Here is a 22,773-nt window from a genome sequence, read left to right on the forward strand (position 1 = left end):
GGTTCATGACCACTAACCCCCACCTATCTAAATCTATCCACTTCCTCGGGCCTCAGCCTGGGGAAGTAGGCGTAGCCACAGTGTTGATTCACGGTCGACACCAATCACCTGCGGACATGTTTGCGGTGGCTCAACGCATTGGCCTCGACGAAATGCCTTATCTGGCACTGGAGGCGGCAGACAACACCTGGTACCCAAACCGGTTCATGGCACCTGTTGAGGAAAACAGCCCATGGCTGGATTTCGCCCTAGACAGCATCACCACTGCCCTCACCACGCTTGAGCAGATGTCCGTCAAGCGGGAAAAGCTCGTACTCCTGGGGTTCTCTCAAGGCGCATGCCTGGCGTGTGAGTACGTGTACCGCAATCCAGGCACCTACGGTGGATTGATCTCGCTCACTGGAGGGCTCATCGGCCCAAGGGGGATGACATGGTCAACCGGAGCTGACCTGGGGGAAACCCCGATCGTTATGACCAACGGGGACGAGGATGAGTGGGTTCCTTTGGAGCGCACAAAAGAAACTCTCCAAGTCTTCACCCAGATGGGAGGCCGCGGTCGGTTAAGCATTTTCCCGAAGCGACCGCACGAAGTGAGCGATGTGGAGATCAATCTCGCGCGCTCTCTTCTCCAGCGCTTACTCACATCCCAAAACACCATTGCCTGAATGGCACCTCACCGGAGAACGCAGTTCGATGTCCACTCCTAAGTTCGGATTTATTGGCCTTGGAACCATGGGAGAGCCAATGGCTCGTCGCCTGGTTCAGGCAGGTTACGCGCTCACTGTTTTTGATCTGAATGAAGCGGCTGTCGATCGCCTACAGGCACTGGGAGCTACCCATGCGGCTGATCCGAAAACCGTCGCTGACAATGCTGAAATCGTATTTGCCAGCCTCCCGACGCCGGACATCGTCCAGAAGGTTGCGCTGGGCGATGCCGGGGTAATACACGGCGATAAGGTTCGCGTTTTCGTCGACTTGTCCACCACCGGGCCACGCACTGCCAAAGCGGTGGCCACAGGACTTCAATCCAAGAATGTTGTAGCCGTAGACTGTCCGGTCAGTGGCGGCGCAGCAGGTGCGGAGAAAGGCACCCTCGCACTGATGGTGGCTTGCCCGAGTGCCACCTATGAGGAGCTGCTTCCGATTCTGAAGTGCATCGGAAAGCCGCTGTTCTGTGGAGAGGCGCCAGGGCTCGGCCAGACCATGAAACTGGTCAACAACCTGGTATCCGTAACCGCACTGGCAGTTTCCTGCGAAGCTCTTGTAATGGGCGTGAAGGCGGGGCTCGACCCGCAAGTCATGCTTGACGTGTTCAACGCCGGCAGTGCGCGTAACAGCGCTACCGCAGATAAGCTGCCGCGCGCCGTGTTGCCGCGCACCTTCGATTTCGGATTTACCACTGCGCTGTCATTGAAAGATACCCGTCTCTGCCTCGACGAGGCTGAGGCTATGGGTGTTCCTATGCCAGTTGGAAGCAGCGTTCGCCAGGTGCTCAACATGACTCGCGCAGCCTTTGGAGATAACGCTGACTTCACCCGCATCACCTGCCTGATCGAGCAATGGGCCGGCGTCGAAGTTCCAACCCGTCCTCATAACCCCAACTGAAATTAGGATCTCGCAATGAGCAATGATCTCTTTGATAAAGGCTTTGCCAACCGAAAAGCAGTACTCGGTGCCGCGCATGTCGAAAAGTCCTGGTCGGCTGCAGATGACTTCAATCGCCCGATGCAGGCACTCGTCACTGAGTACTGCTGGGGCGCTGTATGGGGCGATGACACCCTACCCTTCAAAACACGCAGCATCATCAACCTGTCCGCCCTGACGGCCATGAACCAGCATCACGAGCTAGGTGTTCATGTGAAGGGAGCTCTGACCAATGGCGTTACCAAGGAAGAAATCCGCGCCGTGCTGATGCAAGCCGCAATTTACTGCGGAGTACCCGCAGCCCTCGCTGCATTCCGAGTGGCTAGCGAGGCAATAAAAGCCTGGGAAGCAGAGCACGCCTGATCTGAGGCCACTGATCAATGATCAGTGGCCTAAACGCAATTTGGAGGCACCATGAACGCACTACCCGAGTACCAGGTATTCGCGATTCGATATGCCTATGTGGATCGTGTGCGTCGAGAAAACTTCATCGATACCCACGACGCCCATGATCTGCCCATGCCAATGGACTATTTCATCTGGCTGATTCGTCGCGAAGAGCAAGTTTTCCTTGTTGATACCGGTTTCAATCAAGCTGCTGCAGACGCGCGTGGTCGTCGTCTGCTCCGCTGCCCAATACGCGCACTGGAAGCGCTGGGGTTGAGTACAGCGGATGTCACCGAGGTGATCATCACCCACATGCATTATGACCACGCCGGAAACGTGGATCTGCTCCCGCAAGCCCGATTCCACCTGCAAGAGTCGGAAATGCGATTCGCCACCGGGCGATACATGCTGTATCGCCCGCTACGTCAGTCATTCAACGTGGAGGATGTGGTCAACCTCGTTCGAGGCGTTCATCAACAGAGGGTGGTGTTCCACGAGGGGGATGTCGAGTTGACCCCAGGCATTGAACTACTCCACATCGGTGGCCATACGATGGGCCTGCAGGCCGTGCGAGTGCATACCGCAAGAGGGTGGGTCGTGCTTGCCTCTGATGCCAGCCACTATTACTCAAACATGGAAGAAGACTGCCCATTCCCAGTCGTCTTGGACGTGGGTGCCATGCTGGATGGCTATCGAAAGCTCCTTGCAAGGGCCAGCTCCCCGGATCATATAGTGCCTGGCCATGACCCTCGTGTGCGTGAAATCTACCCGTATCATGGCGATCCTGACGATGACATTGTCGCACTTCATCTGCCCCCGAATCGCGACGTAGACAAATAGCCCGCTGATAAGAGATAACGAGCTATACGCCCCTTTGAAGGGCTTAAAGTAACAAGAGGTCGAAAAATCGACCCTAGCCGCGGAGAACCGCTCCATGCGCACAAGCATGAATAGCCTGTTCCAGACCCAGCATGCCCCGCTGCAATTGTCTTTGATTGCCTCCAAGCTCTGCCCGTTCACTGCCTGCAACAGCTTGGTGCCGTTTCCTCGGCTCCTCAAGCGCATGATGGAATCATCCACAATTCCAATGGCTCTGGTGCAAGCGCCCCCAGGCTACGGAAAGACCGGATTGCTTAAGCAGTATTATCAACAGCTTAAACAAGATGGTGCGAGAACGGCTTGGCTGTCACTCGAAGACGGAGACGGAGATCTGCCCCACTTCAGTGCCTACCTCAAGGCAACGCTGGAGCTCGTTGGCCAGCCGATACCCGTCAATGGCCTTCTGACTCGTGTTGGGGAGACCAGTCTCAGCAAAGCGCTCACAGCCCTTCTGGAGCTGCTTCAGGGAGACCAATCGCCGATTTACCTGTTTATCGACGATGTCCATCATCTTGCTGGGAGCGATGCTGTTCGTTGTTTGTCCATGCTGATCGAGCGCGCCCCTCCACACTTGCACTTCGTCCTCAGTTTCAGAGGAGAGCCCTGTCTCTCCGTAGCTCGACAGCGGATGCAAGGATTGGTATCCGACATCAACGTACGCGAGCTCCGCTTGGGGCATGAGGAGGCGCTGTGCCTTCTCAATCATCTTGGAGTCGAGTCTGTTCCCGAAGAGCAATTGAGGCAGCTCCAAAACCGTCTTGAAGGCTGGGCTGGGGGACTGGTCTTGGTCGCGCTCTTGCTGCGCCATGATCCTGATCAGGTTTACAACTTGGCCAACTTCTCAGGTGAGAGACGCCAGTTTTCAGAGTTTTTTCTGCAGGACGTTTTGTCTCGTCAACCCCAGGATATTCGGGAGTTTTTACTCCACACCTCCATTTTGGATCGGCTCGATGCAGATGTCTGCAACGCCCTCACTGGCCGGTTGGACAGTCAAGCACGGCTGCGGGACTGTGAGAGTCGGGGGTTGTTCTTGATGGCGATGGATGAGGAGCAAAAGAGCTATCGATACCATCCCCTCTTCGCTGAGTTTCTTAAGCGCGAACTCCGTCAGACCAATGAGAAGCTCATGCTTCAACTTCACATGGTCGCCAGCGAACTCTTGATACAAACAGGTGACTACGTGGGGGCTTTCAACCAGGCCTTTGCCACGAAAGATTATCTTCGTGCAGCCGAGATTATCGACACCTACAACGTTGAAATTTTTTCGTCGTACGTAAATGCCTGGGCGCTTGTAGATAGGCTTCCGGAAGATATCGCCATGCGATTTCCTGCAATCATCCTCAGTCAAATTTGGCAGTTGGAGGTGCGCTGGCAGTTCGAAACGTGCCGTACATTGCTCGAAAAAGCTCGCCTACGCCTCAACCAAATTGAGCGAGACCACCTCCTCCCGCGAGAGCGTATTCAAACGCTGCGCAATGAGTGGCTACACCGTGAGCTGATGCTAGGCATGATGGGCGATGACCCTTCTACTATCCAATCTCAAGCACAGTACCTGCAGGCAAATTATTCGGATGCAGCACCGTTGGTGAAGGGCAGCTTTTATACTGCCGAGCTCTATGCTCGTCGGGAGCACTACCAACTCGATGAGGTTGAGCGTTTGAATACTCTGAGTATGGAATGCCTCAATCGTCTTCCGCATGAAGCCGCCCACGTGTTCCACAATGCGGTTCTCGCACCAGCAAGGCTGCTGGCAGGACGCACGCATGCAGCCATCCAAGCTCTGACTATAGCGTTGCGCTCAGCCGTCAACATCTCCGGACATGGTTCGCCGTTGCCCGCGATGCTTGCCGTTCATTTGGCAAAGGTGCATTACGAACGTGATGAGCTTCAGCAGGCTCGTGTATTGCTTGAACAGTACCTTCACCAGGCCACCTACATTGGCTTTGTCGACCAAGCCATCGCAGGTTGGTTGACTTGCGCTCGCATTTCAATGTTCGATGGCGATAAGGCTAACGCCTTCCGCATGCTCGACGAGGCAGATGTCTTTGCCAATGAGCACGGTTTCGAACGGCTCCGACTTTTCAGCTTGGCGGAGCGTATGAAGTGGCTCTTACGCCAAGGCGAAGTAGATGAGGTTATTCGGCTTGGACGTAAAAACAAACTCAGAGGGCCGGCAAGCGACGTTGCACCGCAGAAGGGGGTGAGTACTCGTGATGAGGCCCGAGCATTGTGCTGGGTCAGGGTCGCCCAAGCTGAGGATCGGCTACCAGAGGCGTTGAACCTTGCCAAGCTCTGGCATCGTCACCTTGAAGCCGCCAATGCAATTCGTAGTGCGCTGCGCTGGAGCGTCATCATTGCTCATCTTGCGCTGCTGACTGGGGATCAACGAGCTGCACAACGAGCACTGCGTCGGGCCTTGTTCCAAGCGGCTCCTTGCGGGTTCATTCGCGTATTCCTTGATGAGGGTGAGTGGTTGGTACGCTTGCTGCGTGATCAACTCCAGGCGGCAAAGCTTGATGGAGAGCCTGTGGATGCGTTTGCCAGCGACCTGTTGGAACGTGCGGGTGGTGAGATCCCAACCTCCCAGGCGCAGGCCGCCGTCTCCCCCGAGCAAGGGAGTGCCATTTTCGGCGCCTTGAACAGTCGTGAGCTAGATATCCTGGAGATGGTCAGCATCGGGATGCTTAACCGTGAAATAGGGATCAAACTGGGCATGACAGAAGGCTCCATCAAATGGTACCTCCAGCAGATCTACGACAAAATCGGAGTTCGGCGGCGTTCCCAGGCTGCTGAACGGGCCCGTCAGCTCGGCATCCTTCGATAAGTGAAGCTGCAAGCCAGGCTTGCAGCTTTTAACCTTCCTCTACGCTATCCATGGATAGGTGCTTGGTCTGATTGCTTGTCGCATCGTGAACTTATCGATTCGATAAAAACAAGAGGAACCAAGCATGTCCACGGCTTACGACGTTGTAGCCATCGGCTCCGGCCACAATGGCCTGGTAGCCGCTGCATATCTCGCAGCAGCCGGCAAAAAAGTCCTGGTGCTCGAACGTAACGCCTGGTTTGGCGGTGGCGTGGTCACCCGTGAACTCACGGTGCCGGGGTTCAAACATGACCAACACAGCGTTGGCCATATCTTCATCCAGGCGAACCCGCTGATTCGCAACGATGAGCTGGGTCTCATCAGCAAGTACGGCTTGAAGTACATCTACCCTGAAGTTCCTCTGATCTCGGTGTTCGATGACGGCACTACGTTGAGCTTGTACCGCGATCGTCAGCGTAACTACCAGGAACTGGCGAAATTCTCCCAGAAGGATGCTGAGGCCTACCTCAAGTTTTCGGAGATTGCAGCTCACTACCTGCCGATGCTGATCGGTACCCTCTACTCTGCCCCTGTGCCAATGGGTGCGCAGTTCGCCATGATGGATCAGAGCCCGGAAGGCCGGGAGATGTTTGCCACCATGATGAAGAGCAGTTGGGAGATCATCACCGACTGGTTCGAGCACGAGAAGGTACGCCTGCACTTCGCGCGCATGGTAGGCGAGAACCTGGCAAGCCCCGAAGAGCTTGGCTCGGGCATCAGCTTGTTTATGTTCCTGGCCTTCATGGAAAAGTACGGTATCGGCATTCCGGTAGGTGGCAGCGGCGCACTCACCGCTGCGCTGATTCGCTGCATTGAAGACCACGGTGGAGAGATCATCTCCGAAGTGGACGTATCGGTTATTGAAACCAAATCTGGGCGTGCTACTGCAGTTCAGACCCATGACGGTCGTCGCTACGAAGCTCGGGATGCTGTGATTGGCGGTATCCACCCTCACCTTTTGCGTGGTTATTTGCAGGATGCAGGGGTCGCACCTCATGTATTTGAGCGTGCCGAGCGAACCACGACATCGCCTTGTGCCTGCATCACCATTCATGCGTCGCTGCACGAAAAGCTGCGTTTCAAAGCGGGTGAACATGTCGACCAGGCAGCCTTCATCGAACTCCTCCCAGTCAGTGAGTCCCGCTTCCGTCGTTCATTCGACGATGTTCGCTATGGAGAGCTCCCGAAAGACCCCCTGCTCGCTCTCGCGTCTCCGACCAATCTCGACCCAAGTCGCGCTCCCGCAGGGAAGGCCACCATGCACGCCTGGGCGTACGTACCCTTTGAAGTCGGAAATCATCCTGCCGAGTATTGGGACGAGATCAAGGAAGCTTATGCAAGCCAGCTAGTCGAGCGTATGTCGCCCTATTTCCACAACCTCACCAACGATTTGATCATCGGCCGCCATGTCGACACGCCACTCGATATGCAGCGCACTTCCCCTAGCTTCCAGCGCGGCGATCTGCATGGCATTGCCGGGCACCAGCACCAGTTCGGCTCTCACCGTCCAACTCCAGAATTGGGGCGCAACACGGTACCTGGAGTGGAGCGACTTTACCTCGTTGGCCCATTCCAGCACCCGGGCGGCGGTGTTTTCGGGGCCGGCCGTGCAGCCGCTATGCGCGTGTTTGACGACCTCAAGATGAACTTCAGCAAATTCAATAAGGCCTGACGCAATGAAACTTTATTCCCCCGATGGCAGCGAACTAATGAAGATCGAAGCCCTGGAGCGCGATGGTAATCGCCTGGTTTTGAAAGGCACCGCTTTCGGCGCTATGCCAATTTCTGCCCAGCTTCGCCCTGAAGAGTTGCGTGGCGGTTTTCGGCTGTTGAGCACGAAGCTGGCCCTTTTCCTGATCAGCATGCTGGTAAGGCGCTAGGGGATCCTCATGAAAACTTCACCGAACCGGCTGCTCGCTCTGGAGTACCTGGCCCGTATCGAGGCTGGCAATCTATCGGCAGCCCTGGAGCTTGCAAGCGACGATGCGGTCTTTTGGCTGCCTAACACCGGAGACATGGATAAAGCGGCATTCTCAAACTTTCTCGGGGCCGTCCTGCCTGTCATCCATACCATGAAATTCACGGTTCGCGGCGTGACGGAGGAAGGTGAACGTGTTGCCGTCGAAGTAGATGGCCGTGCTGAGCTGAGCAACAAGCGGATCTACGCCAACCACTACCACTTCCTTTTCATTATCAGAGATGGGTTGCTGCAACAGGTGAAAGAGTTCACCGACACCGCACCAGCCGCAGAAGCTTTCAGGCCCTGAGCCAAATCGCCAGGATAAAACAACAAGAGGAATTCTCGATGGCTGCTGGTAAACGCATCATCATTGTGGGGGCCGGGCCTGCCGGTCTTGTAACTGCATTTGGGCTGGCTCAACGGGGCGCTCAGGTGACCGTCATTGATCGTGAAGCCACGGTAATCGACTCGCCAAGAGCGATGGTCTACCTCCCCTCGACGGTTAAAGCCCTGGATAAGATCGGACTGCTGGAAACCGCCAAAAAACTGGGGCCGGAGAGCTATGAGTACCAATGCTACTTCGCGCAGTCAGGCAACGTGGGGCGCATGGATCAGCGTTTGGTTGAAGACCTTACGCCCTACCACTACATTCTGCATTTTGGGCAGGACGAGCTTGCCCATATGATCCTGCAGCGATTCCTGGCGATTCCGGGTAGCGAAATCCAGTGGGGAACCACCCTGGAAGGCATTGAGCAGAATGACCATGGCGTCGTTGCACGCGTCAGTGACAAAGATGGCCAGCGCATGATTGAAGCCGATTGGCTGATCGGCGCTGATGGTGCACGCAGCACGGTTCGAAAGCTGATGGGCGCAAGTTTTGATGGCTTCACTTGGCCAGACACCTTCATGGCCACCAACATCTTCTTCGACTTCAGCAAGCACGGCTATGCGGCGTCGAACATGATTTCAGACCCGGTTAATTGGGCTGTGATCGCAAGGGTCAATAGCGATAACCTGTGGCGTGTAGCGTATGGCGAAGATAGCGATGCAACGGATGAAGAACGTCTCGCCCGTGTAGACCAGCGGCTTCGTTATTGGCTCCCTGAAGGAGCTGAGTACCGCCTGGAGCGAGCGAACTCTTACCGTGTTCACCAACGAGCTGCATCCACCTTCCGTAATGGTCGAGTGCTGCTCGCCGGCGATGCTGCACATGCAACCAACCCTATCGGCGGCATGGGCTTCACCTCGGGTGTCCAGGATGCGGTCACACTCATTGATTGCTTTGAGAAGCTCTTCAACGGCCAGGCCGATGATGATGTGCTCGATTGGTACGCCTATGAGCGCCGCCGTATCTTCCTGGAAGTGGCGAACCCGACGGCGATCGAATTCAAGCGCAGAACTCAAGAATCCGATCCCGACAAGCGAGCTGAGGACGAGCGCAATTTCCTCTTCATGACCAACAAACCCGACATTCTGCGTGGTGCGTTGATGTCGATTTTCGGCCTGGAAAGTCGGGCATATCAACCCGACTGGAAAGAAACGCTGGTCAGGCAGGATGCGGAGCGAAGTGAAGCAGATAAACAAAAAGAGTTAGTCGGCGGCACTACCAGCACGCTCCGTCAGACCAGCGAGATCGAATGACCTTCTAGGCAACGACTTGGTTGGGCAGAGTCACCTTCCTTTAGACCTATTCAAATCCCGGCCCGCGGCCGGGTTTTTTGTTTCTAGGAATTCGGTATTTTGCATTCAAACCATTAAGGCTCAGTCGAGTGCACCGCTATCCATCGATAGGTGCCTGTACTCTACCTCTTCGGCATGTTGGGGCAGCAAACAATACGAGCATTCTTATGATTTTCGACATGTGCAGTTGGTTTGCAGCAGCCCACTTTATGCCAAACAGGAGGACGCAGATGAGCGTTTTTACGCACGTGACCGTCGGTACCAATGACTTAGAAAAAGCCCGGTTTTTTTACGACGATGTCCTGGGTCAGTTGGGGTTGAAGCGCATTGCAGACCTTGAGGAGAACGGTTCGATCTGGGGGCAGAATGCCCCATCGTTTTTTGTGCTGAAACCTGCCAATGGCGCTCCAGCCACGGTCGGCAATGGTGTCACTGTTAGCTTCGAAGCTCCAAGCCGATCCGCAGTCGATGCTTTCCACGCCGCAGCTCTGAATGCCGGAGCCAAGGATGAGGGGGCACCTGGCCCTCGTGGTTGGGCGGACAACGCCTATGCCGCCTACGCACGCGATCTAGATGGCAACAAACTGGCAGTCTACTGCTTCCAGCCTGCCTAAACGGTTCTCGGGGCGCCAGACAGCTTATGAGCGCATCCTCTCTGTTGGTTGAGCCCTACCCCTTTGCATCTACACCCTTTGGCACCGTACGGGGCCTAATAACAAGAGGTATCGGTATGTCTGGTAATCGTGGCGTGGTTTATCTTGGCGCTGGGAAAGTTGAAGTCCAAAAAATCGACTACCCCAAAATGCAAGATCCGCGCGGCAAGAAGATTGAGCATGGTGTCATTTTGAAGGTCGTCTCTACAAACATCTGCGGCTCTGATCAACACATGGTGCGGGGTCGAACTTCAGCTCAGGTGGGCCTCGTGCTGGGGCATGAAATCACCGGCGAGGTGATTGAAAAGGGACGCGATGTCGAACACCTGAAAATTGGTGACCTGGTATCGGTTCCGTTCAACGTCGCATGCGGACGCTGCCGGTCGTGCAAGGAGCAACACACCGGTGTCTGCTTGACCGTCAACCCCGCACGGGCCGGTGGTGCTTATGGATACGTGGACATGGGGGACTGGACAGGTGGCCAGGCCGAGTACGTCATGGTGCCGTACGCGGACTTCAACCTGCTCAAGCTGCCTGACCGTGACAAAGCGATGGAGAAGATCCGAGACCTCACCTGCCTTTCCGACATCCTTCCCACTGGCTATCACGGTGCTGTCACCGCCGGCGTTGGCCCAGGAAGCACTGTCTATGTTGCCGGCGCCGGCCCGGTAGGACTCGCGGCGGCCGCCTCTGCACGCTTGCTGGGCGCCGCGGTAGTTATCGTGGGTGACGTCAACCCAGTGCGTTTGGCCCATGCGAAAGCCGTCGGATTCGAGATCGCCGACCTGTCTCTGGACACCCCGCTGCATGAGCAGATCGCAGCGCTGCTGGGCGAGCCGGAAGTGGATTGCGCGGTCGATGCTGTCGGTTTCGAGGCACGTGGCCATGGCCATGCGGGCGTCAAGCAGGAGGCTCCAGCTACGGTACTCAACTCTCTGATGCAGGTCACTCGGGTAGCGGGCAAGATCGGCATCCCTGGTCTGTACGTTACCGAAGACCCAGGCGCAGTTGATGCCGCCGCCAAAATTGGCAGCTTGAGTATCCGCTTCGGTCTCGGCTGGGCGAAGTCGCACAGCTTCCACACCGGACAAACCCCAGTGATGAAGTACAACCGTCAACTGATGCAGGCCATCATGTGGGATCGACTGAACATCGCCGAAATCGTAGGCGTTCAGGTCATCAGCCTGGATGATGCGCCGAAAGGGTATGGCGAGTTCGACGCGGGGGTGCCGAAGAAATTCGTCATCGATCCGCACAAAATGCTCGTTGGCTGACCCCTGCCCCTTACTCGTTGACAATGAAAAATCCCGGGCTTGCCCGGGATTTTTTGTTCCTGCCCCAACGATTCATACGCCACCAGGTGTAACGACTTTAGATAACCGGGGGCGCGATGTACGCCGCCCCTGGCTAGCCGGTTTACTTGGCGTAAGGGACGTCTATTGCTGCAGGGGCGCGCCTACCCAGGATCATATCGGCGGCCTTCTCAGCAATCATGACTACCGCGGCGTTGGTGTTGCCAGCGATCAGTGTCGGGAACACCGAAGCATCGACAACCCTCAGCCCGCGGATGCCCCGAACCTTGAGCTGAGGATCCACCACAGTCGTTTCTGGATCACTGCCCATCCGGCATGTGCAGCCTGGGTGGTGCACGGTCACAGTCGTTCGGCGAATGTAGTCGTCCAACGCCGAGTCCTGCTGCACCTCCGTCCCAGGAAGAATTTCCCTGGCTTTGTAGCGATCAAAGGACGACTGACCGAGAATTCTCCGCGCCAGGGTTAACCCGTGCCGTACCACAGCAAGGTCGTCCTTATGTGCATAGAACTCCGGATCGATGAGAGGCTTCGTTGCTGGATTAGCGTCTGCCAAGCGCACTCGCCCGTAACTTTTCGGGCGGGCTGCGATGGAGAGCACGCCATATCCATGGCCAATGGGCAGCAGCGTTGGCTTAGGCCCGCGGTGTGCAGGCATAAACACCAGCTGCAGGTCAGGGCGATCGAGTTCTGGGGAGGTACGCAAGAACCCCGTCGCTTCGAAGACATTGCCACCGATCGGGCCACGACGCCAAAGCATATATTCGGCCACGTTGCCGATGTTACGGAGCATCGAACGGGCCGATACGCCATACGACGTGTAGTCCTTGTCTGTGTACATCTGCACTGCAGCACTGGGGTGGTCTCGCAACCCAACGCCCACGCTCGGGAGATGATGCTGCACAGGAATGCCATGACGTACCAGTTCTGCCGTGTCACCTACACCTGAGCGAAGCAGCACCGCAGGTGAGCCGTATGCACCTGCGGAGAGGATCACTTCCAGACGAGCGCGAACGTTGCGAGGCTCGCCTTTGACCAAGAAGCTGACGCCGACCGCCTGGCCATTGTCGAGCAAGACTTTGTCCACCAAGGCATCGGTAATGACGGTCAGATTCTTACGCTGCAGCGCTGGACGTAGGAAGGCGGTCGACATCGACTCACGACGACCTTTACGAATCGTCGCCTGGCGCAACCCCAGCCCCTCAGGATTCGCGGCATTGAAGTCATCGCATTGTGGCAGTCCCATTTCGCCGCTGGCTTCAAGGAAGCTGTGTACCAATTTGTTAGGGCGTGGCGGGCTGGAAACCCGCATTTCGCCCTTGTCACCGTGATATGGGGAGTTCGCGAACGCCGGGTTGTCTTCTGAGCGAATGAAGTAAGGGAGTACCTCGCGATAGCTCCACCCAGTCGCGCCCTCATTCTCAGCCCAGTCGTCAAAGTCAGCCGGATGGCCACGGAAATAGACCATGCCATTAACTGAGCTTGAGCCACCCAAAACCCTACCCCGCGGGATTGGGAATGGACGAGATCCTAGCCCGAGTTGAGGCGTGCTTTCATACCCCCAGCTGAACTGCGGCTTGCTCAATGCCGCAGCCACGCCAGTGGGTATGGTCAGTACCCAGTGATCGTCTTTTGGGCCGGCCTCAATAAGCGCCACGGTGTTGCGACCATCAGCCGACAGGCGATTGGCCAAGACACAGCCAGCCGATCCACCGCCGACGATCACATAGTCAAAGATGTCGTTCATGGGCTCAGCTCACACTACGGCCGAAACGGCGAGATCAGACAGACGCTGGAAGCGCTGGATGTTGGCGGCTTGAGTCATGACACCTGCAGTAAGGCAGCTGAACACCAGATCCAAGGTCGGATCGATCCAGAACATCGTGGTGCCTGCACCGTAGTTACCGAACGTCTCCCTGGACGTGAGCGTCCCGAACTGGTGATGCACGATTTTCTCGCCCCGTACGCTGAAGCCCAACCCGATGTATGCAGGTGGTGGAGTAAGCCAACCAGCGCGGAGCGCGACAGCACGATAAAGCTCGTTGTAAAGATCGCCAGTATGGTTGCGACGTGCGACCTCGATCATGCGGGGAGAGAGGATTCGAGCGCCATCGAGTTCACCACCCCGACGAAGCATCTCTGCAAACCGCCACATGTCACGCGTCGTCGACACAGCGCCTACATGAGGAGCCTCGCAGACCTCCTCTTCAAACAAGCTGAACGGCCCAGGCTGCGTGCGCCCAAGGCATTTGATCGGAATGACGCCACGCATGTCGGGGACGATCTTGCGCGCCCGCAGGTCTGGACGAACACCCATGTGGGTGTCATGCATCCCGAGTGGTTCGAAAAGGTCTTCGCGGATCAAATCACTGAAGCTACGACCCTTAGGATCAGTACGACGCAGCATTTCGCCAATCAATACTTGGTTAGCAACAGGTGAGTAGTCGCAACGTTCGCCGGGCGGAACGCTCCCATGAACGTTTTCGCAGACTGCCTGCACCAGCTCGTCCAGGCGATCCTGGTACATGTCTGCTTTAGGAATCCATACCCCAGGCATCCCGGTCGTGTGGGTAAGCAGATGAAGCAAGGTCACCTGCTCACGCGGGGCCCCTTTGAACTCAGGAATGATGTCGACAACGCGCGTAGTGAGCGCCAGGCGCCCAAGCTCGATCGAACGCAGCGCCAGCACGTTGGTGAGCGCCTTGGTCAGGGAGAAGATGCTGAAAACAGAGTCAACCGACAAGGGTTTGGTCTGATTGGCGTCGGCGCTGCCGATCGCAGCATCCAGACCGACTTTCCCGCCCAACGACACGCGAATTACAGCACCGTGATAGTCCCCTTGGGCAATATCACGTTCAATGACTGCCCGGAGTTCCTGAAGGCGACCTTCATCAAATTGCCGCTCTACCTTATCTGCACTCATGTGCACCTCGAAAATGAAATTGGCCGTTAACCCGCAGCGACGATGCCGCCGTCAACACAAAAGACAGAGCCGTGAACAAAAGCGGCGTGAGGGCTAAGTAGAAAAGCAATCGCCTGGGCAATGTCCGCGTCCTCTCCCAAGCGGCGCAAAGGTATGCTCGCAGCGCGTTTGGCGTACTCATCCTGGGAGACATAGGCGACGGCACCGGGAGTCGGTACCGAACCTGGAGAAATAGCGTTTACGCGCACACCACGCGGCCCCAGCTCAGCCGCCATCGAACGTGTCACTGCATGCACGGCACCCTTCACGGCGGTATAGGCAGAGGTGTTCGCGAAGCCTTTATGAGATACCGGCGATGCGTAATTGATGATCGTGCCGCCAACCGCACCATCCATATTGGCGAGCAGCGCTTGAGCGCCCCAGAACACTGTCTTCAGGCCTGCGCCAACCATGAGATCAAGCGTCTGTTCATCGATCGAGTCGATAGGCGCATAGCGCAGAATCGAGGCGTTGTTGAGGACGGCATGCAGCGGCCCCACCTCCTCCGAAAAGGCCGAAGCAACGCGTAGAAACTCGGCGCGTGACGCCAGGTCTGCCACGTAACCGTGAGCTTTTCCACCGGCCTTGCGAATCAGTTCTACCGTTTCCTCGCAGCCGACAGCATCAATGTCGGCGATACCAACTGTTGCACCCAAGGTCGCCAAGTACGCAGCCGTCGAACGCCCAAGCCCCCTTCCCGCTCCCGAAATGAACACATTGAAGCCAGAGAAGTCGTGGTTCATGGCTGCCCATCCAAAATATTGGTCACCACGTAGTGACTGTCCATGTACTCGCGGATGGCTTTGATACGACCGTCGCGAATCTGGAATGCCCAAGCGTAAAGGTTGGTGTAAGAGCGCCCGTTGCGTAGCTGGCCGATACCTCGTGTTTCGCACATGACCTTGTCATGACTGGAGACGATGTTGTCGACGTGCACCTTGGGATCACCATCGACGAACAGGCCACGGACTGGAGCAAGAAACTCTCCGCAAATAGCTTTGCCCGTATGGGTACCCGCGCCTGGCACATTTTCGATCATGGGCGTCCAGGTGGTATCAGCATCGATGAAAGTGCCCAGTTTTTCGAGATCGCCCGTGCTCAGAGTCGCAAAGAAATCCAGCACCAGTTGTTCATTCGCATTGGCTGCCTTGGTCACGCTAGGTTCTCCTTTTGAGGTTGTCTGGGTATCACTAACCTGCCCCTCGAAACGCCAAGCGGATTCGTAACTGAGCACATGGCCTGCGGTGGGTTCAGGGAAGTGACTACCGATGACCAAGGCATCGCTGTCTTGGTAGCGGGTCAGAAAAGTTTGACGGGTGCAGCAGGCCTGGGCCTTGTCGTGATCGAACGCACACGGCTTGTTCGGAATGGCCATCTGCAGGGGGTGATGCATGATGTCGCCGGTGATTACCGCGACTTGCCCCTGAGACTCGATATGGATGCTGACGTGCCCAGGTGTATGGCCAGGAGTGGGGAGCAGTCTGATCTCGGAACACACCTCAAAATCAGTGTCGATCAAGTCTGCCAACCCCGCCTCCTGGATGGGAATCAGGCAGTCAGGAACATGCCCTGCGTGATGCCAATCCCCCGCCTCCGCGAGCCCCAGCATGTACTCCCACTCGACCTTTCCGAACAGGTAGCGGGCGTTGGGGAACGTCGGTACCCATTTTCCATTGACCAGTTGCGTGTTCCACCCGACATGGTCGTAATGCAGGTGCGTGCAAAGGACGGTGTCGATGCTTTCTGGTGGATAACCTGCACTGTGCAGATCCTGCAAAAAGGGGTTCTGCATATCGTTGAAGATGTCGAAGTAGCGCTTACGATCGTTACCAATGCAGGTGTCGACCATGATTCGACGATCAGGGGTTTCAACGACAAAACACTGCCATGCCACAAGCATCTGCCCTTCGTCATTCAGGAAATGAGGCTGGAGCCACTCCTGATGGGGCGCGATAAGCGAATCGTCATCCTCGGGAAACATGAGGGACACGGGGGCACCAACGGGTGCTGTCTCGACAATGCGGGTGATGCGTACATCACCAACCTGCCAGCGACGAAAATTCTGAACGGTCATGGCAAGTCCCTCAGCCTTTGAGGACTACGCTGCCGCGGCGTTTTGAGAACCGCCAGCCCTCGCCTGTCAGAACGAACTCATCGTCAAACTGGCCGTACATGGGCGCTCCTTCTACTGGAGCAGGCTGAGCTGCCGAAGCATCACTGTTGGAGACATACATGAGGTAGCAGCGGCCACGTGCGGTAGTCGCAGAGGTCGGCTCAATCAAGATGGTGGTCATAATGTGCAGAGCCAGCCGTTGCGGCCGGTCACGGAACATCGAACGGATCGCTTCACGGCCCTCGAAGTAATCCTCTGGGGCCAGAGGGCGCGAGAAGCGTGCGTCCTCAACGAAAAGCGCGGCAATACCGTCATGATCTTGGGCGTCATTCAACTGAGCGAACTGCTTAACCAGACGCTCACACGCCCACTCGGCAGCTATACGCTCTTCACGAGAGATGGCTTGGGACATGGGGTTCTCCTTTTATTATGGTGATCCCATGTTCCCGTCATCTCTGCGTGCGAATCGCCTCTCGAAAGATAGGCGCCCGTACAAACCTGCATTCGTATGATCCCCTCCACACCCTTGAATGTCGTGGAGATGCACGCACTTCCTTGTTCCTAACAGGTGGCGAGCATCCCGCTTCGGACTGATTTTTCAGCCCTTCCGAGCTGTGAAAGGAGAACAAAAATGAGTGCAGTGACCGTCGACTCGATGCAATCGCACCCAGTACCTTCCCGACCGACTTCAATATTTCCGCTAGATCATTGAATACCGGGAAGCGTTAGCGATATGGAAAGACAGCGCCCGCGGGTAACCATGCAGGAGGTTGCAGATCAAGCCCAGGTCTCTATTGCCACCGTTTCTCGGGTGCTATCGGGTACCCGGGGGAACGTTGCATTGGAGACTACAAGAAAGGCTTGGAAGATCGCCTGCGGGCTTGGGTATCAGCCTTGCAAGTCAGCGATGCATGTGACGGTTCAAGATCAATCCGAAAACTCAGCGCATCCTTCTGAAGGGAATGGTTGAGTCGAGGCTGCGTCGCACTCAATTGCCGGGATAGCTTGAGCCTATCCGGCCCACACGGCACAGGCGGGATCAGGTCGTGAGAGCGGCCTGATTGATAAGCACCAGGACTGTCCTCACGAGCAAATAATCGCCGTGATGAACAGCTACCACCCATTTTACTACCGCAGGCTGCCCCCTTAATGGCCAGCCTTCTGAGCCAACAGCCACGCTGCTGATTTCGCCGTCCTGAAACTGCGTAGAGCATTTCCACGGCGATCGGCGAGAGGCTGTTGGTGCTTTGATTACATAGAATTGAGGGAAGCACCGTGGGTATTTTTGACTGGAAACACTGGATCGTTCTGCTCCTCGTCGTGGTACTGGTCTTCGGTACGAAAAAGCTGAAAAACCTAGGTGGCGATCTGGGCGAATCGCTCAAAGGCTTTCGTAAGGCGATGAGTGATGAGGATCAGAGGTCGGACGTACCGGTCTCAGCATCAGTCCATTCCAAGCCATATGCGCCAGGCATTTCGAGCCGGCAGGAATCCACCGTCGACGGCCTGGCCCAAGCGGTTAACGAGTCCCACCATAAAGGTTGATCCTTAGCTTTAGCGAACGGCTTCTCATCGGCTTGGTCGCCCTTCTGGTACTCGGCCCGGAAACGCACCGGTTGAGCGCTGCTGGTAGCCATGTAAGTACTTTCGCAAGCCATCCCGAACCTGACCCAGTTTGAGGACTGAAATGCCTGGAATGCGGGCCTAGGGGCTTCGTCAGGGAAATGACAGGATAGGTCTTCTCTAATGGGAGTAACTCACAGTGACCGGAAGCGGCAATCCGAAGACTCGGTTACCATCGGGTTCCCCCCTCCGCAACCTATGACTTAGAGCGTTTTCCGGTAGCGACCAAACTTCGGATCTGGGCGTTTCTCATCACGCTCGATGGCGTCCGTGAGCTCATCTGACCTTTAGCGCAGCTTTGCTGCCATCCTCCAGCGCGTAGTCGAACTCTTGCATCATCGCTTCGAACTCCAGAGCTGTCAGGGCTCCGGTTTTTTTCTTACTGTGCATGTCACCTCCTTTAAGCTCTACAGCAGCGCAGATCGTCTTCGGGTAATCTTCCGGCTGGCCTCAAAACGGAAGCGAGTTCGTGACTAAGAGTAAGAGTCAAAGGGAAGTAGCCATCTTCACACGAGGGATCGCCGTTGCGTTGGCTAGGCTTTGTACGAAGAGTTTGTCCCATCCATCGCTCCGGGAAAGGGCTGCCCCCACGACCTACCGCGCCCGGCATTCGCGGCGTCTTTGACATTAGTTGATTCGAGTGCAGGAGCGCTTCGCACTCCATCGCGGAATAAGCCCGAGGCCACAAAAATAGAGCCTAGAACTGTGAAAATAGAGACCGCCGAGTTGCTCGACAGAATTGATGTGTTTTTGTCGGAAAATGATCCTCGCCAATCCGAGTTATTGCTTTCAGAGATTCTTCTCCCGCTACTGGAGCATGAGGGGTATGGTTCGATCAGGCATAATCACTCTATTAAATCTACGCACACTCGTGCAGTCGACCAATGGGATCTAGTGGTTGAGCGTCAAGGAAATGACATTTTCATGGCGGATTCTATTGGCGTCGAAGTTAAAACCTATGCCAGGCAGAAAGTAGAGAGAAATACTGTAGAGCACACTTTAAGCAGAGCCCACTGCTCCGGCCTAAAAAGAACCTTGATATTTTCAAAAACAGGCTTTAGTCAGAGTGCTTTAGCTTTGGCTGCCAAGTATAAACCGCAGCAACTTGAATTATTCGACGCGCAAGCTCTAAGAAATTGGGCTTCAGGGATAAATACCAAATCTGATGACGAGGCAAAGCGCGAAGTACAACTTATTATAAAAACCGCATCTAAGCTTCTTATCAATGCGGTAGCGAGCAACCCAAGGGCGCTTGACACTCTTGAGTGGCGAGACCTAGAAAGATTAATGGCTGAAGCTTTTGAAGGCATAGGATTTTCGGTAACTCTTACGCCCTCAAGCAAAGATGGAGGTAAAGATTTAATCTTACAGGGTGAAGTGAAAGGCTCACTCAAAACCTATGCTGTCGAAATCAAGCACTGGCGAGCGGGAAACAGGGTTGGGCAGCTTGCAGTAGAGTCATTCATGAACGTTCTCATCAAAGAAAAATATGACGGGGGAGTTTTTATATCAACCTACGGCTTTACTGGCAATGCCTTTGAATCACTAACCAAAATACAGAGAGAGGCTTTAAAATTCGGAGGCGAAACAAAGATTGTTGCGCTATGCAAAACATATACGAGAGTTAATCAAGGATTGTGGTCTCCTGAAGAAAACCTAACGGACTCTTTATTTTCTGAGACCGCTTAACCTTTAAGTTATTTTTATGCTGGCGCCAGCTATAGAGTGATATCCAACATCCAAGTGTCGACCGTGCCCAAATTGAAACTTGGAACATGCTATGAGTCTCGAAACCTCCTCTACCTTTTCTCGTAGAGGAGATCTCGGCAAATTTATCGCTGGCCATGCGTCTTCAAACACCCGAATCGACTGCGATCCCAGCTCTGGGGCATCCTGGGGCACGGCTAGCGAGGTAGGCGAGATTTTGATTCCGCATGCAGCTGCCGTGGCCTCGACTCCATGGCCGTGAATCAAAAGCCAGGGTAGATCGTCAGGTGATATGACGCGCCCCTGCTGCAAGCCTGGCCGCAGAAGCCTCACTAGGGGTTCTGTTGGCTCTGAATCTCGAGAAGCGTGCTCAAGGTATCGAAAATCACCCAAATATAATCTGGCTCTCCCCATGGATAGGTAGCGGTCAATTCAATTTCTGAACGCTATCGAACCATGATGCCGTGGCTTTGCAGGTCGCCTACCAGCGTCTCTCGCCGTAGCATTCTAGGAATTGTGAAGAGGCTTCGATATCCGTAAAACAAACCCACGGGGATAACCAGGAGACCAATTCCAAAAGTCGCCGTGGCGATAATCAATCCTGCAGGAACCGCAGCCAAAGTGAATACAATTCCTTTTAGCACGCTAGATCTGGCAACAAGCTTCATGTGATCAAGGTCATACTCAACCTTACCATTGCCCTTTTCGCAAGCAACTAGAACGATAGATTTCTTACCGAGATGCTTGTAATACCAGACCCTAGGACTGTCAGTCGCAATCGCGCCGTGTCTCTGCAGGTAGCTCAGCATGCAGACTTCTTTGAAGTGGAATGTATTACCCTCACTGTCCTCACATCGAACTTGAGTATAAAGTGCATCGAGCTCGCCGCTGGCTTTGAGGTGATAGTTTTTGACAGTCAATGTCATCTTTTTCAGATCAGACATGCATTTTCCTTAGTGCATTTAGTTTTGAGACTGCCGGTAGCTCGATACCACCGGAATACGCACGCACACAAAAAGTCCACGGGTTGTGTCAGCGGGATACAAAGAACGTAAATCAGAGGCGCTCGTCGCGCCTCACCAACCGTTACAGCTTTAAAGGGCCTTCAGGCTGGCTGGTAAGCCAACCCAACAAGGCTGATCACTGCGACTCACTTAGCTCGCTAGCGATCACGAAGTGGTCTTGACCATCGAAGCTGCGCATCAGCTTGAAGCCCGCCCTCGACTCAACCAGGCAAAGTGGAGGGGTAGCAACTGTCATTCCGTCCGAGCAAACCCCAGACTGATCGCTGTAAACAAGCGCCGCGTAGCTCTGCCCTGCCCTCGCGGCCTTGATCAGGTAAGCATCCACTACTACTCCCCAGTCTATGCCCTGCGCCTGAATGACCTCAGAGGGAAGATCCCGCTCGAGCTCTATCGGCTCGACGGCGTGGTCAATAAAGTGCTTCATCGCCGAAGTGGCCATTAGATTTGGATCTCGAAGTAAGGGTCAAAACCGGTGTTCTCTCCGGGGTAGCCACGGGGGTTTGAGATCACCCGGCAGCCAGCCAGCTCAACATCTGTAGCCTCATGCGTGTGACCGAACACCCACACATTGGCCTCCTCGATTAGGTGCTGCCAGTCGTTGGTGTACGCTGCAGTAAGATGCCCTTCATGCTGCTCACCAATCACCACGGGAGATGGTGAGTGATGGGTTACCACTACCGTTTTGCCATCAAACGGTTGAGCAAGCTCTTGGGTGAGCCAGTCCTTGGCGATGTGGTTCCGGGTAACCAGGTCATCCGGTCTCAATCTTCTGTAGTTCGAGTCTGCCCTGATGTACTTGAAGTCGTTCATGCCTTGCCTGGCAGCGTTGGTGGCCGCGACCTGGTTCCCTGTTGACGTGAAGTCAGTCCATGCTGTGCTGCCGAGGATTCTGACATCCCCCAGAGTCAGCGATTCGTTGTCCAGAACATGCACGTGGCCGGCCGCGGCGTCCTTCATCTTCTGCAAGGTGCGATCAAGGTGCCCGTCGTAATACTCGTGGTTCCCTGTGACGTATACGACTTGGCAGGCGAACGTCTCGTTGGCCCAGTGGACGCCCCTGGCCTTTTTGTTGATGTCACCCGCGAGGATTACCAGCTCAACACCAGCGTCGAGGGGTGGCGGGTCGAAACGGTGGAACTCGGCGTGGAGGTCTGAGTAGATTCTGATTCTCAAAACGCTGACCTTGAGGATTTAGCTATAAATTGATGCAGACTGGGTTACAGAGCGCATGCTTGCCGAGACTGCCGGCGCGATGGAGCGCAAGCATCCCAGCCTTCAGTTACTCGACCAGGACAACGCACCAAGCGTGGCGCACAGTTCATTTCACAGCACTATATTGCATGGAGTCGAACCTTGCAATATGGCTTTATCCTCGGCTTTGGGTATACCAAATGTCGTTGAGAGAACCACTGGCTGCAGTCTTAAGACTGACACGTACCGCCCGAAACCTGTCTCAAGAAGATTTTCATGGCCGGGTCGAAGCTCGGCACATGAATAACCTCGAGCGCGCGAAAAGCAGCCCCACCCTGTCCTCGCTCGAAGACATCGCCATTGCATTGGACGTTGACCTTGTAGCGCTCGTGGCGGTCGCCAGCGCTCATGTCCGTAGCCAGACCCCGAAGGAATTTTTGAAACACCTGGCCGGTGAGATCACCAAACTTGAGAAGCTCGGTGTCCTGGACAAGCTCGACGGCGAGTTTACCGACGGCAAGCTTCAATCAGTGCACGGTCGCATTCGGTCAGGCGCTGCCAATCGAGCGGCGGTGCTTCAATGCAAGGCTGAAGGAAAGACGCAGAAGGAGACCGCGGAGCTGCTGGGGCTTGCGAAGTCGACGGTGAGCGTGCTGTGGAGAAAGCAGCCGGACGGCGAACCTATTCAGTAAATCTGATTTGGACAGAGATTTGCGCCTTTTAAAAAGATTTCTAATACCCGTCCAGCTGCCACTTAGCAAGATAATAGTGTTCAC

23 protein-coding genes are annotated in these 22,773 nt (G+C 55.4%); 15 read left to right on the forward strand and 8 right to left on the reverse strand.

What is annotated here, in order from left to right:
* The first annotated feature begins 5 nt into the window (after positions 1-5).
* The 11 genes from BLX42_RS10760 (at position 6) to fdhA (ending at position 11,340) form a co-directional block, all read left to right on the forward strand.
* Positions 6-665, forward strand: coding sequence for an alpha/beta hydrolase (locus BLX42_RS10760; RefSeq protein ID WP_105642534.1), 660 nt, complete (start codon positions 6-8; stop codon positions 663-665).
* 28 nt (positions 666-693) lie between these two features.
* Complete coding sequence (locus tag BLX42_RS10765) at positions 694-1,605, forward strand: NAD(P)-dependent oxidoreductase (protein WP_161871757.1); 912 nt, start codon at positions 694-696, stop codon at positions 1,603-1,605.
* 15 nt (positions 1,606-1,620) lie between these two features.
* Complete coding sequence (locus BLX42_RS10770; protein WP_105642536.1) at positions 1,621-2,007, forward strand: carboxymuconolactone decarboxylase family protein; 387 nt, start codon at positions 1,621-1,623, stop codon at positions 2,005-2,007.
* 51 nt (positions 2,008-2,058) lie between these two features.
* Positions 2,059-2,871, forward strand: a complete 813-nt coding sequence (locus tag BLX42_RS10775) for an N-acyl homoserine lactonase family protein (RefSeq protein ID WP_105642537.1) — start codon at positions 2,059-2,061, stop codon at positions 2,869-2,871.
* A 106-nt stretch (positions 2,872-2,977) separates the two neighbouring features.
* Positions 2,978-5,734 carry a LuxR C-terminal-related transcriptional regulator gene (locus BLX42_RS10780; RefSeq protein WP_158259244.1) on the forward strand — a complete coding sequence of 919 codons (2,757 nt, stop codon included), beginning with the start codon at positions 2,978-2,980 and terminating at the stop codon, positions 5,732-5,734.
* Positions 5,735-5,858: 124 nt separating this feature from the next.
* Positions 5,859-7,445, forward strand: coding sequence for an NAD(P)/FAD-dependent oxidoreductase (locus BLX42_RS10785; RefSeq protein ID WP_105642539.1), 1,587 nt, complete (start codon positions 5,859-5,861; stop codon positions 7,443-7,445).
* A 37-nt stretch (positions 7,446-7,482) separates the two neighbouring features.
* Positions 7,483-7,653 carry a hypothetical protein gene (locus BLX42_RS10790; RefSeq protein ID WP_256671962.1) on the forward strand — a complete coding sequence of 57 codons (171 nt, stop codon included), beginning with the start codon at positions 7,483-7,485 and terminating at the stop codon, positions 7,651-7,653.
* 9 nt (positions 7,654-7,662) lie between these two features.
* Complete coding sequence (locus BLX42_RS10795; RefSeq protein WP_105642541.1) at positions 7,663-8,040, forward strand: nuclear transport factor 2 family protein; 378 nt, start codon at positions 7,663-7,665, stop codon at positions 8,038-8,040.
* Between the two features lie 38 nt (positions 8,041-8,078).
* Entirely contained in the window at positions 8,079-9,374 is a 1,296-nt protein-coding gene (locus tag BLX42_RS10800; RefSeq protein WP_105642542.1) for an NAD(P)/FAD-dependent oxidoreductase, read from the forward strand.
* A gap of 269 nt (positions 9,375-9,643) precedes the next feature.
* Positions 9,644-10,027: a VOC family protein gene (locus BLX42_RS10805; RefSeq protein WP_105642543.1), complete on the forward strand. Its 384-nt coding sequence runs from the start codon at positions 9,644-9,646 to the stop codon at positions 10,025-10,027.
* A 116-nt stretch (positions 10,028-10,143) separates the two neighbouring features.
* Positions 10,144-11,340, forward strand: coding sequence for a formaldehyde dehydrogenase, glutathione-independent (fdhA, locus tag BLX42_RS10810; protein ID WP_105642544.1), 1,197 nt, complete (start codon positions 10,144-10,146; stop codon positions 11,338-11,340).
* 142 nt (positions 11,341-11,482) lie between these two features.
* On the opposite strand, the gene BLX42_RS10815 is transcribed toward fdhA, so the two are convergent.
* The 5 genes from BLX42_RS10815 to BLX42_RS10835 are packed head-to-tail and all read right to left on the reverse strand — an operon-like array spanning position 11,483 to position 16,863.
* Positions 11,483-13,123, reverse strand: a complete 1,641-nt coding sequence (locus BLX42_RS10815) for a GMC family oxidoreductase (RefSeq protein ID WP_105642545.1) — start codon at positions 13,121-13,123, stop codon at positions 11,483-11,485.
* A gap of 9 nt (positions 13,124-13,132) precedes the next feature.
* Positions 13,133-14,299, reverse strand: a complete 1,167-nt coding sequence (locus tag BLX42_RS10820; protein ID WP_161871758.1) for a serine hydrolase — start codon at positions 14,297-14,299, stop codon at positions 13,133-13,135.
* A 26-nt stretch (positions 14,300-14,325) separates the two neighbouring features.
* Entirely contained in the window at positions 14,326-15,081 is a 756-nt protein-coding gene (locus tag BLX42_RS10825) for an SDR family NAD(P)-dependent oxidoreductase (protein ID WP_105642547.1), read from the reverse strand.
* Positions 15,078-16,412, reverse strand: coding sequence for an MBL fold metallo-hydrolase (locus BLX42_RS10830; protein WP_105642548.1), 1,335 nt, complete (start codon positions 16,410-16,412; stop codon positions 15,078-15,080). Before BLX42_RS10830 ends, BLX42_RS10825 begins: the two co-directional genes overlap by 4 nt.
* Before the next feature lie 10 nt (positions 16,413-16,422).
* The gene (locus tag BLX42_RS10835; protein ID WP_161871759.1) at positions 16,423-16,863 is read right to left on the reverse strand and encodes a nuclear transport factor 2 family protein; all 441 of its coding nucleotides are present in this window, start codon (positions 16,861-16,863) and stop codon (positions 16,423-16,425) included.
* A gap of 348 nt (positions 16,864-17,211) precedes the next feature.
* Here BLX42_RS10835 and BLX42_RS27195 point away from each other — a divergent pair, with 348 nt between their 5' ends.
* From BLX42_RS27195 to BLX42_RS10850, 3 genes are all read left to right on the forward strand, one after another.
* Positions 17,212-17,421, forward strand: a complete 210-nt coding sequence (locus BLX42_RS27195; RefSeq protein WP_105642550.1) for a helix-turn-helix domain-containing protein — start codon at positions 17,212-17,214, stop codon at positions 17,419-17,421.
* A 305-nt stretch (positions 17,422-17,726) separates the two neighbouring features.
* Entirely contained in the window at positions 17,727-17,996 is a 270-nt protein-coding gene (locus BLX42_RS10845) for a twin-arginine translocase TatA/TatE family subunit (protein WP_105642551.1), read from the forward strand.
* A 783-nt stretch (positions 17,997-18,779) separates the two neighbouring features.
* On the forward strand, positions 18,780-19,763 hold the full coding sequence (locus tag BLX42_RS10850) for a restriction endonuclease (protein WP_158259245.1): 984 nt from the start codon (positions 18,780-18,782) through the stop codon (positions 19,761-19,763).
* A 464-nt stretch (positions 19,764-20,227) separates the two neighbouring features.
* Here BLX42_RS10850 and BLX42_RS10855 read toward each other — a convergent pair whose 3' ends face one another.
* The 3 genes from BLX42_RS10855 to BLX42_RS10865 all read right to left on the reverse strand — a co-directional run bounded on the left by BLX42_RS10855 (position 20,228) and on the right by BLX42_RS10865 (position 21,979).
* Positions 20,228-20,725 carry a hypothetical protein gene (locus BLX42_RS10855; RefSeq protein ID WP_105642553.1) on the reverse strand — a complete coding sequence of 166 codons (498 nt, stop codon included), beginning with the start codon at positions 20,723-20,725 and terminating at the stop codon, positions 20,228-20,230.
* Positions 20,726-20,921: 196 nt separating this feature from the next.
* Positions 20,922-21,230, reverse strand: a complete 309-nt coding sequence (locus BLX42_RS10860; RefSeq protein ID WP_256585926.1) for a hypothetical protein — start codon at positions 21,228-21,230, stop codon at positions 20,922-20,924.
* A 14-nt stretch (positions 21,231-21,244) separates the two neighbouring features.
* Complete coding sequence (locus BLX42_RS10865; RefSeq protein WP_105642555.1) at positions 21,245-21,979, reverse strand: metallophosphoesterase family protein; 735 nt, start codon at positions 21,977-21,979, stop codon at positions 21,245-21,247.
* A gap of 317 nt (positions 21,980-22,296) precedes the next feature.
* Between BLX42_RS10865 and BLX42_RS10870 the strand changes: the two genes are divergently transcribed.
* Complete coding sequence (locus BLX42_RS10870; protein ID WP_256585927.1) at positions 22,297-22,689, forward strand: helix-turn-helix domain-containing protein; 393 nt, start codon at positions 22,297-22,299, stop codon at positions 22,687-22,689.
* Positions 22,690-22,773: the final 84 nt, after the last annotated feature.

It is taken from the genome of Pseudomonas sp. SG-MS2 (assembly GCF_009933855.1).
Classification (GTDB): domain Bacteria; phylum Pseudomonadota; class Gammaproteobacteria; order Pseudomonadales; family Pseudomonadaceae; genus Aquipseudomonas; species Aquipseudomonas putida_E.

Bases quoted from the DNA above. Each gene is read 5' to 3' on its own strand.
- BLX42_RS10830 (WP_105642548.1), bottom strand. From the start codon at position 16,412: ATGACCGTTCAGAATTTTCGTCGCTGGCAGGTTGGTGATGTACGCATC.
- BLX42_RS10820 (WP_161871758.1), bottom strand. From the start codon at position 14,299: ATGAGTGCAGATAAGGTAGAGCGGCAATTTGATGAAGGTCGCCTTCAG.
- BLX42_RS10835 (WP_161871759.1), bottom strand. From the start codon at position 16,863: ATGTCCCAAGCCATCTCTCGTGAAGAGCGTATAGCTGCCGAGTGGGCG.
- BLX42_RS10855 (WP_105642553.1), bottom strand. From the start codon at position 20,725: ATGTCTGATCTGAAAAAGATGACATTGACTGTCAAAAACTATCACCTC.
- BLX42_RS10775 (WP_105642537.1), top strand. From the start codon at position 2,059: ATGAACGCACTACCCGAGTACCAGGTATTCGCGATTCGATATGCCTAT.
- BLX42_RS10815 (WP_105642545.1), bottom strand. From the start codon at position 13,123: ATGAACGACATCTTTGACTATGTGATCGTCGGCGGTGGATCGGCTGGC.
- BLX42_RS10860 (WP_256585926.1), bottom strand. From the start codon at position 21,230: ATGAAGCACTTTATTGACCACGCCGTCGAGCCGATAGAGCTCGAGCGG.
- BLX42_RS10770 (WP_105642536.1), top strand. From the start codon at position 1,621: ATGAGCAATGATCTCTTTGATAAAGGCTTTGCCAACCGAAAAGCAGTA.
- BLX42_RS10825 (WP_105642547.1), bottom strand. From the start codon at position 15,081: ATGAACCACGACTTCTCTGGCTTCAATGTGTTCATTTCGGGAGCGGGA.
- BLX42_RS10870 (WP_256585927.1), top strand. From the start codon at position 22,297: ATGAATAACCTCGAGCGCGCGAAAAGCAGCCCCACCCTGTCCTCGCTC.
- BLX42_RS10785 (WP_105642539.1), top strand. From the start codon at position 5,859: ATGTCCACGGCTTACGACGTTGTAGCCATCGGCTCCGGCCACAATGGC.
- fdhA (WP_105642544.1), top strand. From the start codon at position 10,144: ATGTCTGGTAATCGTGGCGTGGTTTATCTTGGCGCTGGGAAAGTTGAA.
- BLX42_RS10765 (WP_161871757.1), top strand. From the start codon at position 694: ATGTCCACTCCTAAGTTCGGATTTATTGGCCTTGGAACCATGGGAGAG.
- BLX42_RS10805 (WP_105642543.1), top strand. From the start codon at position 9,644: ATGAGCGTTTTTACGCACGTGACCGTCGGTACCAATGACTTAGAAAAA.
- BLX42_RS10795 (WP_105642541.1), top strand. From the start codon at position 7,663: ATGAAAACTTCACCGAACCGGCTGCTCGCTCTGGAGTACCTGGCCCGT.
- BLX42_RS10800 (WP_105642542.1), top strand. From the start codon at position 8,079: ATGGCTGCTGGTAAACGCATCATCATTGTGGGGGCCGGGCCTGCCGGT.
- BLX42_RS10780 (WP_158259244.1), top strand. From the start codon at position 2,978: ATGAATAGCCTGTTCCAGACCCAGCATGCCCCGCTGCAATTGTCTTTG.
- BLX42_RS10760 (WP_105642534.1), top strand. From the start codon at position 6: ATGACCACTAACCCCCACCTATCTAAATCTATCCACTTCCTCGGGCCT.
- BLX42_RS27195 (WP_105642550.1), top strand. From the start codon at position 17,212: ATGCAGGAGGTTGCAGATCAAGCCCAGGTCTCTATTGCCACCGTTTCT.
- BLX42_RS10790 (WP_256671962.1), top strand. From the start codon at position 7,483: ATGAAGATCGAAGCCCTGGAGCGCGATGGTAATCGCCTGGTTTTGAAA.